We start from the raw sequence: 14105 nt of genomic DNA, 5'->3' as shown, positions 1-14105 counted from the left end.
ATGCTGAAGAAACCTGAGACCCTGTTCGTGCTCGGCTACATGTTGTTGCCGCTCTTCGCGCTCTTGTCCGCGATCGTTGGGCTCACCATGATCCTCGGCGGCAACAAGATCCTGGGGATCATCGTCCTGGTCGTGGTTACCCAGGTCTTCGCCTTTGGCGCCTTCTACGCCTTGCGTGCCCGCAAGGCGGCCCTGCTGGAAGAACCCGGCTCCGGCAAGTAGGGCCCACGGCCTCGTGACGTAACCGACAGCGGCCGGGAGCCGCGAAAGTCTAGACTGGTTCAATGACTACAGCAGCTAATCCGTCCGTTGGACTGGTCGGTTGGCGTGGCATGGTCGGCTCCGTCCTGATGCAGCGCATGCAGGAAGAGGGCGACTTCGCCAACATCAACCCGGTATTTTTCTCCACCTCGAACGCGGGAGGTGCCTCGCCGTCATTCGCTGGTACAGCAGAAGGCAGCGCAGGCAAGCTCGAGAACGCGTTCGATATTGAGACTCTTGCCAAGCTGCCGATTATTGTCACTGCCCAGGGCGGCGACTACACGAAGCAGGTCCACGGTGAGCTGCGCAGCCGTGGCTGGGACGGGCTATGGATCGATGCCGCGTCCACGCTGCGCATGAACGACGACTCCATCATCGTGCTGGACCCCATCAACCGCGACGTCATCGACGCAGGCCTGTCCGGCGGCGTGAAGGACTACATCGGCGGCAACTGCACCGTGTCCTGCATGCTCATGGGGCTCGGTGGCCTGTTCAAGAACAACCTGGTCGAGTGGGGTACCTCCATGACCTACCAGGCGGCCTCGGGCGGCGGTGCACGCCACATGCGCGAACTGCTCAACCAGTTCGGCACCCTCAACAACGAAGTCAGCAGCGAACTGGACGATCCGGCGTCGGCGATCCTGGAAATCGACCGCAAGGTCCTGGCGACCCAGCGCTCCGGCGTCGACGCCACCCAGTTCGGCGTCCCGCTAGCCGGCTCCCTGATCCCCTGGATCGACGCCGACCTCGGCAACGGCCAGTCCAAGGAAGAGTGGAAGGCCGGGGTGGAAACCAACAAGATCCTCGGCACGGGCAATGGAAAGCCCGGCAAGGACCATGTGGTTATGGATGGCCTCTGCGTCCGTATTGGCGCCATGCGCTCCCACTCCCAGGCACTGACGCTCAAGCTGCGCGAGGACTTGTCCGTCGCCGAAATCGAGAAGCTCCTGGACGCTGACAACGAGTGGGCCAAGGTTGTGCCCAACACCAAGGAAGCCTCCATGGCGGACCTCACCCCGGTTGCTGCCTCCGGTACCTTGGAGATCCCCGTAGGCCGTATCCGCAAGCTCGAGATGGGCCCGGAATACATCAGCGCCTTCACCGTGGGCGACCAGCTCCTCTGGGGCGCTGCCGAGCCGCTGCGCCGCATGCTGAAGATCGCTACGGGCACCCTCTAGGAGTCTTGCGCAATATCCGTACTGGCCCGCTGTCCAGTCGCTGCCCGCGACTGCATGGCGGGCCAGCGGCGTTTTCGGGAGTCCCTCAACTCTCCATGAACAGCACGTACTTCGCGGCCTGGAGTTCGAACGACCGATTGGCTGCCGGAGTCAGCCTTTCCGGGGCGAACGGTTCGGGCACGACGACGGCGCTCCGGCCGGTGCGGCTGCGGGACCAGGTGCCCACCACTTCGCCGCCCGACACGATCATCCGCTTGAAGACCCCGTTGCCGCCCGGAACAACCTTCTGGAAATGCTCCGGGGGCAGGACAAGGCTGCGGTCCGTATACCCGAGCAGGAATTCATCGAATCCCGGCAAGGCGAGGACCGTCCGCGAGCCGGGAACGCCGTCGTCGAGCAGTGCCGCCGTCTCGGGCGACAGCCAATAGGACGCTCCCCGGAAGACGAGCTCCACGAGTTGGCCGCGAATAGCCTCGTGGGCTGCCCGGACTTCGGCTTTGGGGATCTGGGTCCACCACGCGAAGTCCAAGAGCGTGGCCGGTCCGTGGCTGCGCATATACCTCAGCAGGAATTCGGCAATCCCTTCTTCACGGCTCAGCGTCTTGGATTCCGGAATCCACTCATCGAAGGCCACGAACAGTTGCTGTCCAAGGGCTTTGCCCGCCGTGCCGGCCGGGGGCCCTTGGACGAGCCAAGCGTTCTGGCACAAAATCCAAAGCAAATGGATCCCGCGCTGGGCCGTGGTCACTTGGCCTGCGGATTCGAAGATCTTGAAGAGTTCCTCGCGCGTGGCGCCGGGGCTGCCGGCGACGCGTTCAAGGGCAAGCTCCCGGCACGTTGCGACGTCTGTTTCGTCGATGCCGAGCTCCCGGTGCCGCGCGGCCACCGAACGCATGGATCGCTCGGTAGTGATGGCCAGGATCCAGCGCAAGTCCTGCGGTGGCACCAGGTGCAGCGTTCCTCGCATGGGCCACGACCGGACCACTGTGCCGTTCTCCAGCGCCTCCAATACCTTCGAGAGGCCGGAACCGGGGACCCGCTGGCCCACCGCCCAGAACGCCGAGGCCAGGTCTTGGGCCTGCATGGCGCCCATCCTGGAGACGCATTCCTCCGGGCTGCTGAATCCCCCAAGCAATCCTTGGCTCGCAAGGCGCAGCCTGCCCATGACTTTGGGAGTGACGCTGATCTTAGCCGAAGCTGCCATGGCCCCATCATAGGACGCACGGTGGACAGCTTCGGTCCTCAATAGCACGCAGGAGGAACTCCCATGCCGCTCACAGGGGCCTTCCAGCGGGCCCTCCTACGCTAGGGGAATGCTGTTCGGTGAGTTAGGTCCGCTGCTGCGGCCGCTCAGCCGGCGGTTAGCGGCCGCTGGTTGGTGCGCCGCCGCCGTCGGGCTTGTCTGCGGCTTGGCAATAGCCGTTGGTGCGGGGGTGCGATTGTCCCCGTCGATGCAGACTGTCCAAGAAGTGGGACTCGCCGCTACTGGCGCCGCGGCCCTCCTCCTGGGCCTTGCTGCCGCATGCCAGCCATCGTCCGACCGGGACCTTGACGATCCCGAATCGGGGTTCCAGACAGGCGCGGGCGATCAAGTGCGCAGCTTCCTGCTTGCAGCCATCGTCATGCTCCTGGGCGTGGCAGGCTTCGCGGCCGCCGGCTGGATTTCGCCCGGCGGTCCGTCGCCGCAGAGCATAGCGTTCAGCCAGATCTTCCTCTTGGGGGCCGCCAGCTGCGGGCTGACGTTCCTGCTGCTCAACAAGGTCCTTCCGACCGGAAAGCGCTGAAGCGCGTTCCTACAGGGCCAAACCGATCAGCAGCGGCTCCGGATGCAGTTCAATGCCAAAGCGCTCGACGACGCCGCGACGCACCTCACGGGCGATCGCCACTATGTCCTCCGCGCTGGCTCCTCCCCGGTTGGTGATGGCCAAGGTGTGTTTGGTGGACAGCGAGGCGCGGCCGCCGGAGACGCTTGCGGGTTCGAGTCCGAAGCCCTTTCCGAAGCCGGCTTGGTCGATCAGCCAGGCTGCAGACAGCTTGACGAGGCCATCGTTTCCGGCCGGGTACTGCGGCGCACCCTCGGGCAGCGCTGCGGCCGCTGTGGCCGGCACAATCGGGTTGGTGAAGAAGGAACCCGTGGAATACGTGTCCCTGTCCGAAGCGTCCAGGACCATGCCTTTGGAGGCACGCAGCCGCAGGACTTCGCGCCGGACGTCGTTGGAATACGCGCGCTTCCCCGCCTCGACCCCGAGGGACCGGGCCAGCTCCGCGTACCGGATGGGCGCGCTCATGCGTCCGAGCGGCAGCTGAAATTCGACTGTCAAAACCACATAACGGGGTGAGCCCTCGGTGGTGGTCTGTTTGAGGATGGAGTCCCGGTAGCCGAACTTGAGCTCGGAGTTGGTGAAGGTTTGCACAGCGTTGCGTTCGCGGTCCCATGTACGCACTGCGGCGATGGTCTGGGAGACGTCGGCACCATAAGCGCCCACATTCTGTACAGGAGTGGCACCTGTGGCTCCGGGGATGCCTGAGAGGGCCTCCAGCCCGGACCACGCGTGCAGCACGGAGTGCTCCACGAGGGCATCCCAGTTGTGCCCGGCCTGGACCACCACGGAAACGCCTCCGCAGCTATCTTCCGAGTTGACGGTGAAGCCTTGCGAAGCGATCTTGAGGACGGTCCCCGGGTATCCGGCGTCGGAGATCAGGAGGTTGGATCCCCCACCTATGATGAGCAGTTTCTCGCCCGCGGCATCCGCCGAGCGGACGGCGTCGATGATTTCCCCTTCGGTGCGGGCCTCCACAAAGGTGCCGGCAGGGCCACCAACGGCGGCCGTGGTCAGTTCGGAAAGCATCGTCAGGGTCACCAAACAAGCCTAGCGGGGATTGCCTGCCCTGGCCGACTCAGGGACGCGCCGACTCACGGACACGCCGGCTCAGGCGCGCGCTTACGCGAGACGGGAGCCAGGAAGAAGCTCGCGACGAGCAGGACCAGGACGGCGAGCAAGGAATGCAGGATGCCGAAGTGCTCCGCCAGTAACCCCAAGAGCGGCGGACCGCAAAGGAAAGCCCCATAGCCGATCGTGGAGACGACCGAAACCCGGGCCGCGGCGTGGGCTGGATCGTCCGCGGCAGCGGACATGCCCACCGGGAAGCCCAAAGAAGCACCCAGACCCCAGATAGCCAGGGCCGCGAAGGCGAGCCACGGTACCGGGGCGAAGACAAAGAGTGCCAGCCCCACCACAGCCGTGGCCGAGCACCAGCGCATTACAGGCACCCGCCCGAAGCGGTCCAGGACTACGGTCCCGGCAAAGCGGCCCACAGTCATGAATGTCACGAAGATTCCGTAACCCACAGCTCCGGCTGCATCGGACTGACCGTGGCCATCGGCCAACGCCAAAGCCACCCAATCCCCCGCGGCGCCCTCTGCCAGGGCGAGCCCGAGGACTAGCAGGCCGAGCAGGAGGGTCCGGCGTTCGCGCCACGCCCGCGCCACCATGCGCTTGCTGTCCAATGGTTCGGCCGGTCCCTGCTGGCCGGGCTGGATGATGGGCAAGGGGCCGGTTGAAGGATCTTCGAAGGTGTCCGGCTTTCCGGGCTTGAAGGCCTTTGCGGTACCGCGTGCAGTGGAATGGCGGGTGATATCCGCACGGAACCAGGCTGCGGCTGTCACCACCGAGACCGCCACCACCAAGCCGGCCGCAGCCAGATGCCAGAAGACCGGCAATCCCGCGGCAGCGGCCCAGGCTCCGAGCCCTGCTCCCGCAACGGTACCGAGGCTGAAGGATCCGTGGAGGCGGGGCATGATGTGCCGCTCAAGGGCGCGTTCAAGTGACGCCCCCTCTACATTGGAGGCCGTGTTCCAGCTGGCCGTGCCGAGGCCGATCACCATGAGTCCAAGGGCCACGACCACGGGGTTGGCCAGCACAGAGGTGCCAAAACCGGCGACCGCCAGGCCGAGGCCCACCATGGCACCGCCGATCCGCGTGGTCAGTCGTGATCCGAGACGGATCACGATCACCCCGGACGCGGACACGGAGAGGAACGATGCCACAGTCATGCACATCAGCAGGAGGCCAACCGTGCCGGGCGTCAGGTTCAGGCCGTCGCGGATGGCGGGCAAGCGGGAGACCCAGGACGAGAAGGCCAGCCCGCTGGCGCCGTACGCGGCCACCACAGCATTGCGCCACCGCGACAATTCCGCCGCGGTGGCGCGAGGTGCTGATTGTTGCAGCCGGCTCAAGCGAGCTTCACAACGGCCTGGGACTTCATGAGGACCTTCTGGCCGGCAAAGGTGACGGTCAGGTCGATGCGCGCGGTGCGGGCTTCGGCGTCGAGCGCTCCCACCACTCCGGCAACCTCGATCACGGCACCGGGCTCGTTGGAACCGGTGGTGTCGGCGACCAGTACCGGTTTGGTGAAGCGCGTTTGATAGTCGACGACGGCGGCCGGGTCGCCGGCCCAGTCGCTCACCAATTGCACGGCGGAGCCCATGGTGAACATACCGTGGGCGATGACTCCGGGAAGTTCGACGCTGGTGGCGAAGGACTCGTTCCAGTGGATCGGGTTGAAGTCGCCGGACGCGCCGGCGTACTTGACCAAGTCCTGGCGCGTGACCTCGATTTTGCGGGTGCCGATTTCCTGCCCGATGGCGAGTTCTTCAAGTTTCAAGCTCATGGTTACTGTCCCTCTCCGCGGACCAGGATGGACGAGGTGGTGGTGGCGACGCTCTCGCGTTGGTTGTCTTCGCGGACAGCGAAGATTTCCGAACGCGTGGTGATCATGGCCCCGCCGCCCATGGCGCGGACGCCGTCGACGTGCAGTTCGGCGCGCAACTGATCCCCGGCAACGATCGGGCGGTGGTGCGTGAAGCGCTGGTCTGCGTGCACTACGCGGCTGAAGTCAATCCCGGAATCGGGGTCCTCGATCAGCTGGGCATCGGCCCGCTGGGCGACGATGATGGCAAAGGTCGGCGGAGCGACGAGGTCGCTGTGGCCAAGGGCCTTGGCGGCTTCGACGTCGAAGTGGGCGGGATGGGTGGCCTTCACGGCCCGGGCGAACTCCCGGATCTTTTCGCGGCCGACGTCGTACACCTCTGCGGCAGGGTAGCTGCGGCCCTGCAAGTCCGGGTTAATAGTCATGCTCCAACCCTATCGGCCCGGGACGTGTCTCCGGATTAGCATCGTCGCCGGGCCTCTACCGCGCGGCAGGCGGTCCGAACCATCTGGTCAGCGCGTCGTCGAGGCCCAGCCGGGTTCGGTCTCCCAGCCAGGCCACATATCCGTCCGGCCGGATCAACACGGCGGCGGGAGGCGTGACCGCCCCGAGTGCCGGAAGCTCCCAGGTCCCAGGGTACGTGGCGTCGATCAGCTGAACCCGGTCCGCCCACGGCGTGATGTCGATGCCGCCCGGCTCGCCAAGGTTGAGGAGGACCGGCCGGGCATCGTGCAGCAGGCTGAAGACGCGCAACGGGCCGTTGGCAGTGACAAGGTCCAGATCGGGCATGCGGCGTCCGAGCAGCGGGTGCCCGTCGCCGACGTCGTAATGGACATCGAGGCCGGACTGCATCGCGGCGTAGCGCTTGCGCGGTTCCTCCATGCCGAGGAGATCGGCAATGACCTCGCTCACGGCTTTCGTGCGTTCGTCCGGTCGGCGAAGCGCGACACTCGCCATGGTGTTGCGCAGCACGCGGGCGGCCACCGGGTGGCGCTCGGCGTGGTAGGTGTCGAGGAGGCTTTCCGGCGATGTCCGCTTGACCACCTGGGCCAGCTTCCATCCCAGGTTCACGGCATCCTGCACCCCCGTGTTGAGGCCCTGTCCACCGTCCGGCGCATGCACGTGTGCGGCGTCGCCGGCGAGCAGGACCCGTCTGTCGCGGTAGCTCGCAGCCTGCCGGGTCATGTCTGTGAATCTGGAGATCCAGATTGGACTGTGGATCCCGTAATCCGTCCCGCATACGGCGATGAGCGCCTCGCTCAAGTCATGAAGGGTGGGTTCAGTGGTGGGTCCGACATGCTGCTCGGTCACCATGACCCCCACGGGCCCGCCATCCGCGTAGACCACCTTGCCGTCGAGGATCTTGTACTCCAGCTTGCCGAAGGAGTGGATGCCGAAAGCATTGGTGTGGACGCCCAAGGGCGGCTGCTCGGCCATCTCCACCTGGGCGATCAGGGCGCTCGTGGTCGGATCCCACCCGGGGAATTCGATTCCGGCTGCCTTGCGGACCAGGCTGCGTCCTCCGTCGCACCCGACGAGAAATTCCGCGCGCAGCGCCTGGCCAGTGGACAGCTCGACGTCGACGCCGGTCTCGTCCTGCGCGAAACCGGTCACCTCGCGTCCGTAGTAGATCGGCACCGCCAGCTCGGCGACCCAGCTGGCCAGGATGCGCTCGATGTGGTTCTGCCACAGCCCGAGCCCGTAGTTGTGTCGTGTGGGAAAATCGCTGAGGTCAAAACGGACGCCGCCAAACCCGGCGACCTGGGCCACCTGCCCCTCGGACAGGAACCGATCAGCGATTCCGCGCTGATCGAGGACCTCGATGGTACGTGAGTGCAAACCGCCTGCGCGTGAGCCGGCGAGGTCCTGGTTTGCACGCCGCTCGACAATCGCGACGTCGACGCCGGCCAATGCCAGCTCGCCCGCGAGCATCAGCCCTGTGGGGCCTCCCCCTGCGATCACCACCGCATGCTTGGTCATCGCCATGCTCCGGCAGGCTTACTTCTTCAAGCCCTTGCGGACCTGCTGTCCGCGGACCACCATGCCCACGACATGCAGGACCAGGCCGAGCCCGATCACGAACAACGACGTCAGCGCTAGGCCCTGGTTATGGGAAGTGTTGCCGATGATCGTAAGGATGATCCCGACGGCGATGAGCCCCATCGCGCCGAAAACCAGCGTCTTGTAGGCGATAGAGGCCGTGGCCCAGAATTCGTTCAGCACCACCCAAGTTTAGGGCACTTGTCGGAACAGCGGGTCCTGCGGGGCCGGAAACCCGATGTAAGTGAGCGAGCGTCCAGCCAGAACCCGATTTAAGTGAGCGAGCGTCGGGACGGGAACGCCGTCGGCAACCAAACACCCCGATCCGCTCGACTCCAAAGAACGCTCGCTCACCTAAAGGGGCCAAACCGCGGACCCTCGCTCACCTATAGGGGCCAAACCGCGGACGCTCGCTCAAATCATCTGCAGGAGGATCCGGTCGTTTGGGCTTGTTTGTGAGCGGGCGTCATGAAAAAGCAGGAGATAAGTGAGCGAGCGTCGGAGGGTGCGCCCTTACAGGGAGGGCTGGACCCCGAAGGCGACGGCGAGCTTCATGATCTTTTCGGCGCGGCCGAGGCGCGGAAGGTCGGAACCGTCGCGGATGACCCTGCCGTTGGCTTCGAAGTCGTTCATGAAGTCGGTGGCCCAGGCGACGTCCGACGGCGTGGGGCTGATGACCTCGTTGATGACCGTGGTCTGGTCGATGGCCAGGCAGAGCTTGCCGGTCATGCCCATGGTCACCGTAATGCCGGTCTGCTCGCGCAGGATCGGGTGGTTGGTGCCGACGGTCGGGCCGTCGATGGGGCCCGGCAGGTTGCCCACGCGGCTGGCAACAACGAGCTTGGCACGCGGATAGGCCATTGCTTCAGGCGTGGCGGCCATGCCCGTGTCCCGGCGGAAGTCACCCGAACCGAAGGCCAGGCGGAAGGCGCCCTGGGCACGGGCGATGTGGTTGGCTTCCTCGATGCCGAGGGCCGATTCCACGAGGGCAACCACCGGGATCTTGCCGTCCATGCGGTGGAAGGACTCGGTGACCTGGTCCGCGGACTCGGTCTTGGCCAGCATGACGCCCAACAGGCCGGGCGTGCCACGCAGACCGGCGAGGTCATCGGCCCAGAACGGGCTTGTGGCGTCGTTGATGCGGACCCAGGCCTGGCCGCCAGCGGTCAGCCAGTTGATGACGTTGTCGCGGGCAATGTCCTTCTGGGACGGGTCCACAGCGTCCTCGATGTCAAGGATGATGGCGTCCGCGCGCGATGAGGCCGACTGGTCGAAAAGCTCCGTCTTCATGGCGTTCACAAGGAGCCAGGAGCGGGCAATGTCGGCGGGAATTTTGCGGGTGGACCGAATGGACTCGGCGGCGGTGCTAGACGTCATGTATCTACCGTATCCGGCCAGCCGCCAGGAACGCTAAGAATCTGTCGCCGGTGTGGGCATCAATACGAACAAAACGATTGTGACAGGCCACCGGCAGTTCAGCGGCTTGCCACAGCGGCACCGGAGAGAACGGACAGCAATCGGCAGAGACTGGCTTTCGTGCCGCATGCACCGCGCTCATCTGCCAAGGCATTGTCCAGGCGGGTGCGCGAGAGCATGGACAAGGTCCAACCAAGCGGCGGGTCAATGGCTGCCTCGCTCCGCGGCGCAACCACCACCGTCCTGCCGCTTCCCAGTCGGCCCAGGACGGCGTTGCTTGCTTCCTCACAGCTCGGGCTGAGGCACACATCGGCCGATTGCTCCAACCTTTGGAGCCACGCTTCCGCATCCACTTGGGATGCCTTGGCCTTCAGCCCCGCCAACGGGACCGCAAGCTCGGCGATCGGCGCAGGCACCTTTGCGGTGACGTCGACGCCGAGGGAATTGCGGATGTAGACGAAAATCGGAACCACATAGGACGACGACGCCGGAACCGAGCTGTCGCCGTCGTCCACCGCTTGGTTGTGCGCCTCGACAAGCTGCCTCAAGCCTCCCCACATATCGGAGACGGTGCCTAGCCCCGAGCCTTCGGCGTAACCGCCGTCGATCGCTTGGAAGGCCCCGGCCGGTGTGCAGGACGTCTCGGCATTCGGTGCTCCAGCGCTGCCGGCGACTCCGTAGCGAACCCGCCCTGCCGGGGAAATCAGCGGAAACCTTGCCGAGAGCATAGCCGCGGTGGACCAGGCAACGTCCGTCCCACAGAAGCCGTTCGCCGGGTCAAAGAAGTCGATCGACACTGGGGTATGGTCCGCGGAGAGGCACTGCGGACCTGGGGTAGGGGGCGCGGCACGATCCGGCGTCGCCAGGGACCTGCCGCCGGCATCGGCCGCCTTTGGCTGATCACTTCCTGGCAACGCCACCTGGCTCAGAACCAGCCGACAGCCGGAACCAGTGACTGTGGAATTGAGCATGAGGGCGCCAGCCGGCCCCCGGGCCGAAGGGTCGAAAGGATCCGCCAACAGCGGGGCCTCTGCCTCCCATTCCCGTTCCATCAGCGCTGCGCGGTCGTGCCAGGCATACTCGCCTCGGCTCCAATTCGGCAGCAGGAGGCCAGTCCCTCCGGCCACGAGATCCGACGCGATGGCTCCCCCGACGCTCACGGAGAGGGCCCCGGGCGTTGCCACCCTGTCTGACGCCACCACAGGCGTCATCTCTGTGCTTCCCGTGCGCGAGCCGTAACGGGTCACAAGGGCCAGGCCGAGCGAACCGCCGCTGACGCCGCTCGAGAGGAGCGTGGCTGCTTTGCCGCACGGGGATTCCGCGATGGCCCCGAACGCCCTGGTGGTCCAACTGGCAGCCCGGATGCCGCCGCCTTCGGACGCAACAATGAGCATCGGCCTCGCGGTCTTGCCGTGCCCGGGATCCATGTCGCACACCGCGGACGTTTGAAGCCAAGACGTAAACTCGTCGGCGAGCGAATTGCGGGTGACGGTGGCCGGCACCGGGCTCGTCCGTGGCAGGTGCATCGTCTCTCCGGCGCCGCCGCTGATTTGGCCGAGTGCCAGAGCGGCAGCCATAAGGGAGAGGACGGGGTTGGCTCGCAGGCCCATTCTCTGGAAGATCTCCAGGGGCTGCCGCTGCTGGGCCCACACGACCACCGCGCCGAAGAGCAGGGCCCAGGAGCCGAGTCCAAGGACCGCGGTCGCGGAGACTCCAAGGATCGCCGTGAGGAACGAAGGGCCCACCAGCAGCAGGAGCAAGGGCACGGCACCCAGGAAGAGGACAAGGAGCTTCAAATACGGGCGCTGGCCGAAGCCTTGGCGCGGGTCCGGGCCGAACCAACGCGGAAAGCGCCTGAAGAGAAGGCACCGGACGGGGAAAACGCCGCAGGCCAAGACTGCGCCGAACGACAGCAGGAGCACCGCGTTGACGGGCCACCCGGGGGGCATGGTGCTGGCTCCGGTCCTCTGGGTCAAGAGCAGCATTGCCACGGGCCCGGCAAAGCTGCGGACGAGCGCCATACCGGCCACGGCAATCAGCAGCGTGGCCAGGTAGTCGCCTCCGCGCCAGATGTCCAAGGCCCGACGGCGATCCTGCGGATGCTTTTCCATGACCCATTTGCGCCTGAAAGCCCAAGGAGAGATCAGGACCGAGGCGGCCTTCAGGACCATGGAAATTGCCAGGAGGAGCAAGGGGACAGTGACAAAGATCCCGAACTGCCACCAATTTGTCCGCTCCACGGGCCCCAGGAAAACCATGAGGACAATTCCGGCAGCAAGGATCAAGGGAGCGGCGAGCCAAAGCCGCCACCTGGGCGGCAGCTCTTGCGTGAAGGAGCGTGCCCAAAGTTCCCACGCAAGGACGGACCGTAGCCTTCCGATGTACTGCAGGCCCACAGCCAGCAACGGCACCACGACGGAACTCGCGATAAGCGGCTGGGCGTCCCCTTCAGCCCACAGCCGCTGGGAGTCGGGCATCTGGTCATTCACGCCCGGAACCGGCAAGAGTGCCAGGATTGCCACCAGTGCGGCGGCGGTCACCGTCAGGCGGTGGAATTGCGCGACCCGCGCAATTCGGACAGCCCTGCCCACCATGTCGTTCCGCACCGCCGGGACCGCCACGGCCCCTATCAGGAAAAAGCCCAGCAGCAGCCACTTGATGTTGGACGTAGTACCCAGGACGGCGGCAACCACCGGAGCTCCCCGGTCCGGGTCCTGGACGGCACCTACCGTCAGGAAACCCTCCGCGATATCCGTGAGGGCGGCCAATACCGCGACAGTCCTGAGCACCTTCGCACCGCGTGCGAGCCGGAAAAGGAGGTACCCGTAGAGGGCTGCAAGAAAGCCGTCGAGCACGACGTGGAGGGTCGCCAGTATGACGAGATTGCCGTGTTCCACGTTCCCCACAGAGCTCCAGATCCGCCACGTGTCCCGGGCACCCCAGGAACCGAATCCGGTGAGGATGGCCATGCTGCTGTTCTCGCCGTTGGCGCTGACAGTACCGGCGATCAGGCGGTCGATCTCGGCCATGGCTATCCACAGTGTCGCCGCGGCAATCAGCAGCGTTGCTGTCCGCCAGCGGGCCACCAGAGCGATTGTTCCTTGACTCATTGCCATGCAACCCCCATCACCGGGTGCCGACCATTACGCGCGCGGTAAACGCCGAGCGTGCCTGAATGATGCGCCGGGCCGCACCATTTGTCAATCGACTGTATGAATTCCGGGACGTACGCATGGCGTCACAGTCCTCAACGCGGTGACCCGCTCCGAAATACGTCGCCATGTTGCGCGCGCATTTCGCCGGATTTCGCCCGGTTTCCCGGCATTTCCGGGCGTTACTGCCGGGCTTCCCCTGAGCAGTGGACATGCGCTTACATCGTTCCCACCGGCAGTTCGGTCTGCTCCAGACGGCGTCCGGAAAAACGAAATCCACTCCCCAGAAAGTAGCTCCCATGAAACTGCACCAGCCCCTGCTAAGCGTCGCGGCCGCCGTCGTACTTGCGCTGACAGTGACCGGCTGCGGCGGCAATGCCCAAGCGGGAGACCAGAAAGCCGGCCAACCGGAAGTCAAGGAGCTCCGCTACCAAGGCTCGGCCAACAACGTCGGCCTCCCCGAACTGGCGGCGGACCTCGGTTACCTGGGTGACATCAAACTCAATTGGGTAGGCAACACCATCAGCGGTCCCCAGGACATCCAGTCGGCGGCCACCAACCAGACCGACTTCGGCGGAGCGTTCGCCGGAGCCGTGGTGAAGCTGATTGAGGCAGGGGCTCCGGTGACCGCCGTCGTGAATTACTACGGCGAGGATGCGAAGACCTTCAACGGCTTCTACGTCAAGGCGGACAGCCCCATCAAAACCGCCCGGGACCTCATCGGCAAGAAGATCGCAGTCAACACCCTGGGCGCCCATTCCGAAGCCGTCATCAACACCTACCTCAGCAAGAACGGCCTCAGCCCGGACGAAATCAAGCAAGTACAACTAGTAGTGCTCGCGCCCAACGACACGGAAGAAGCCGTACGCCGCGGACAGGTAGACGCAGGAAGCCTGGGCGGTGTCCTGCAGGACCATGCCGTTGCCGCCGGCGGACTGCGCTCGCTCTTCAACGACTATGAACTCTTCGGCACGTTTGCCGGCGGACAGTACGTGCTCCGCAACGACTTCATCGAAAAGAACCCCAACACGGCCCGGACCTTTGCAACGGGCGTGGCCAAGGCCATCAAGTGGGAGACCGAGACGCCGCGCGAGCAAGTGATCGCGCGCTTCAAGAAGATCATCGAGGCCCGCGGACGCAACGAGAGTACCGCGAACCTGCAGTACTGGAAGAGCCCCGGCGTACCCGACAACGGCGTGATCAAGGACGAGGACTTCACACGCTGGTCTGCGTGGCTGAAGAGCTCGGGAATCGTCAAGAACGATCTCACACCGTCGAAGTACTACACGAACAAGTTCAACGATCTCGCATCAAGCACCCCAACCCCAAGCACAGCGAAGGGATAGTG

Annotated in this window: 13 protein-coding genes; 4 read left to right on the top strand and 9 right to left on the bottom strand. The window is 65.2% G+C overall.

Annotated elements, in window-relative coordinates; all coding sequences use genetic code 11:
* Together QRN59_RS14890 and asd are read left to right on the top strand one after the other, a co-directional pair.
* Entirely contained in the window at positions 1–222 is a 222-nt protein-coding gene (locus QRN59_RS14890) for an NF038396 family protein (protein WP_284983275.1), read from the top strand.
* A 62-nt stretch (positions 223–284) separates the two neighbouring features.
* Complete coding sequence (asd, locus tag QRN59_RS14885; RefSeq protein ID WP_284983274.1) at positions 285–1439, top strand: aspartate-semialdehyde dehydrogenase; 1155 nt, start codon at positions 285–287, stop codon at positions 1437–1439.
* 85 nt (positions 1440–1524) lie between these two features.
* On the opposite strand, the gene QRN59_RS14880 is transcribed toward asd, so the two are convergent.
* Entirely contained in the window at positions 1525–2643 is a 1119-nt protein-coding gene (locus QRN59_RS14880; RefSeq protein ID WP_284983273.1) for a winged helix DNA-binding domain-containing protein, read from the bottom strand.
* 109 nt (positions 2644–2752) lie between these two features.
* On the opposite strand from QRN59_RS14880, the gene QRN59_RS14875 reads away from it, so the two are divergent.
* On the top strand, positions 2753–3223 hold the full coding sequence (locus QRN59_RS14875) for a hypothetical protein (RefSeq protein WP_284983272.1): 471 nt from the start codon (positions 2753–2755) through the stop codon (positions 3221–3223).
* Between the two features lie 9 nt (positions 3224–3232).
* Here QRN59_RS14875 and QRN59_RS14870 read toward each other — a convergent pair whose 3' ends face one another.
* The 8 genes from QRN59_RS14870 to QRN59_RS14835 form a co-directional block, all read right to left on the bottom strand.
* The gene (locus QRN59_RS14870; protein WP_284983271.1) at positions 3233–4300 is read right to left on the bottom strand and encodes a UDP-N-acetylmuramate dehydrogenase; all 1068 of its coding nucleotides are present in this window, start codon (positions 4298–4300) and stop codon (positions 3233–3235) included.
* Positions 4301–4353: 53 nt separating this feature from the next.
* On the bottom strand, positions 4354–5676 hold the full coding sequence (locus QRN59_RS14865) for an MFS transporter (protein ID WP_284983270.1): 1323 nt from the start codon (positions 5674–5676) through the stop codon (positions 4354–4356).
* Positions 5673–6110, bottom strand: a complete 438-nt coding sequence (locus QRN59_RS14860) for a MaoC family dehydratase (RefSeq protein ID WP_284983269.1) — start codon at positions 6108–6110, stop codon at positions 5673–5675. Before QRN59_RS14860 ends, QRN59_RS14865 begins: the two co-directional genes overlap by 4 nt.
* A 2-nt stretch (positions 6111–6112) precedes the next feature.
* Positions 6113–6574, bottom strand: coding sequence for an FAS1-like dehydratase domain-containing protein (locus tag QRN59_RS14855; protein WP_284983268.1), 462 nt, complete (start codon positions 6572–6574; stop codon positions 6113–6115).
* Positions 6575–6629: 55 nt separating this feature from the next.
* Positions 6630–8135, bottom strand: coding sequence for an FAD-dependent monooxygenase (locus QRN59_RS14850; RefSeq protein WP_284983267.1), 1506 nt, complete (start codon positions 8133–8135; stop codon positions 6630–6632).
* A 12-nt stretch (positions 8136–8147) separates the two neighbouring features.
* Positions 8148–8372, bottom strand: coding sequence for a DUF3188 domain-containing protein (locus QRN59_RS14845; protein WP_284983266.1), 225 nt, complete (start codon positions 8370–8372; stop codon positions 8148–8150).
* A gap of 330 nt (positions 8373–8702) precedes the next feature.
* Positions 8703–9566, bottom strand: coding sequence for an HpcH/HpaI aldolase/citrate lyase family protein (locus QRN59_RS14840; RefSeq protein WP_284983265.1), 864 nt, complete (start codon positions 9564–9566; stop codon positions 8703–8705).
* 98 nt (positions 9567–9664) lie between these two features.
* Positions 9665–12721 carry a hypothetical protein gene (locus tag QRN59_RS14835; RefSeq protein WP_284983264.1) on the bottom strand — a complete coding sequence of 1019 codons (3057 nt, stop codon included), beginning with the start codon at positions 12719–12721 and terminating at the stop codon, positions 9665–9667.
* Between the two features lie 335 nt (positions 12722–13056).
* Here QRN59_RS14835 and QRN59_RS14830 point away from each other — a divergent pair, with 335 nt between their 5' ends.
* Positions 13057–14103, top strand: a complete 1047-nt coding sequence (locus QRN59_RS14830) for an ABC transporter substrate-binding protein (protein WP_284983263.1) — start codon at positions 13057–13059, stop codon at positions 14101–14103.
* Positions 14104–14105 lie beyond the last annotated feature (2 nt).

The organism is Arthrobacter sp. efr-133-TYG-118, from assembly GCF_030209755.1.
Lineage (GTDB): Bacteria > Actinomycetota > Actinomycetes > Actinomycetales > Micrococcaceae > Arthrobacter.
Note: the sequence above shows the minus strand (reverse complement) of the source record. Positions and strands in the feature narration are given on the sequence as shown.

Bases quoted from the DNA above. Each gene is read 5' to 3' on its own strand.
- QRN59_RS14890 (WP_284983275.1), top strand. From the start codon at position 1: ATGCTGAAGAAACCTGAGACCCTGTTCGTGCTCGGCTACATGTTGTTG.
- asd (WP_284983274.1), top strand. From the start codon at position 285: ATGACTACAGCAGCTAATCCGTCCGTTGGACTGGTCGGTTGGCGTGGC.
- QRN59_RS14880 (WP_284983273.1), bottom strand. From the start codon at position 2,643: ATGGCAGCTTCGGCTAAGATCAGCGTCACTCCCAAAGTCATGGGCAGG.
- QRN59_RS14875 (WP_284983272.1), top strand. From the start codon at position 2,753: ATGCTGTTCGGTGAGTTAGGTCCGCTGCTGCGGCCGCTCAGCCGGCGG.
- QRN59_RS14860 (WP_284983269.1), bottom strand. From the start codon at position 6,110: ATGAGCTTGAAACTTGAAGAACTCGCCATCGGGCAGGAAATCGGCACC.
- QRN59_RS14855 (WP_284983268.1), bottom strand. From the start codon at position 6,574: ATGACTATTAACCCGGACTTGCAGGGCCGCAGCTACCCTGCCGCAGAG.
- QRN59_RS14850 (WP_284983267.1), bottom strand. From the start codon at position 8,135: ATGGCGATGACCAAGCATGCGGTGGTGATCGCAGGGGGAGGCCCCACA.
- QRN59_RS14840 (WP_284983265.1), bottom strand. From the start codon at position 9,566: ATGACGTCTAGCACCGCCGCCGAGTCCATTCGGTCCACCCGCAAAATT.
- QRN59_RS14835 (WP_284983264.1), bottom strand. From the start codon at position 12,721: ATGGCAATGAGTCAAGGAACAATCGCTCTGGTGGCCCGCTGGCGGACA.
- QRN59_RS14830 (WP_284983263.1), top strand. From the start codon at position 13,057: ATGAAACTGCACCAGCCCCTGCTAAGCGTCGCGGCCGCCGTCGTACTT.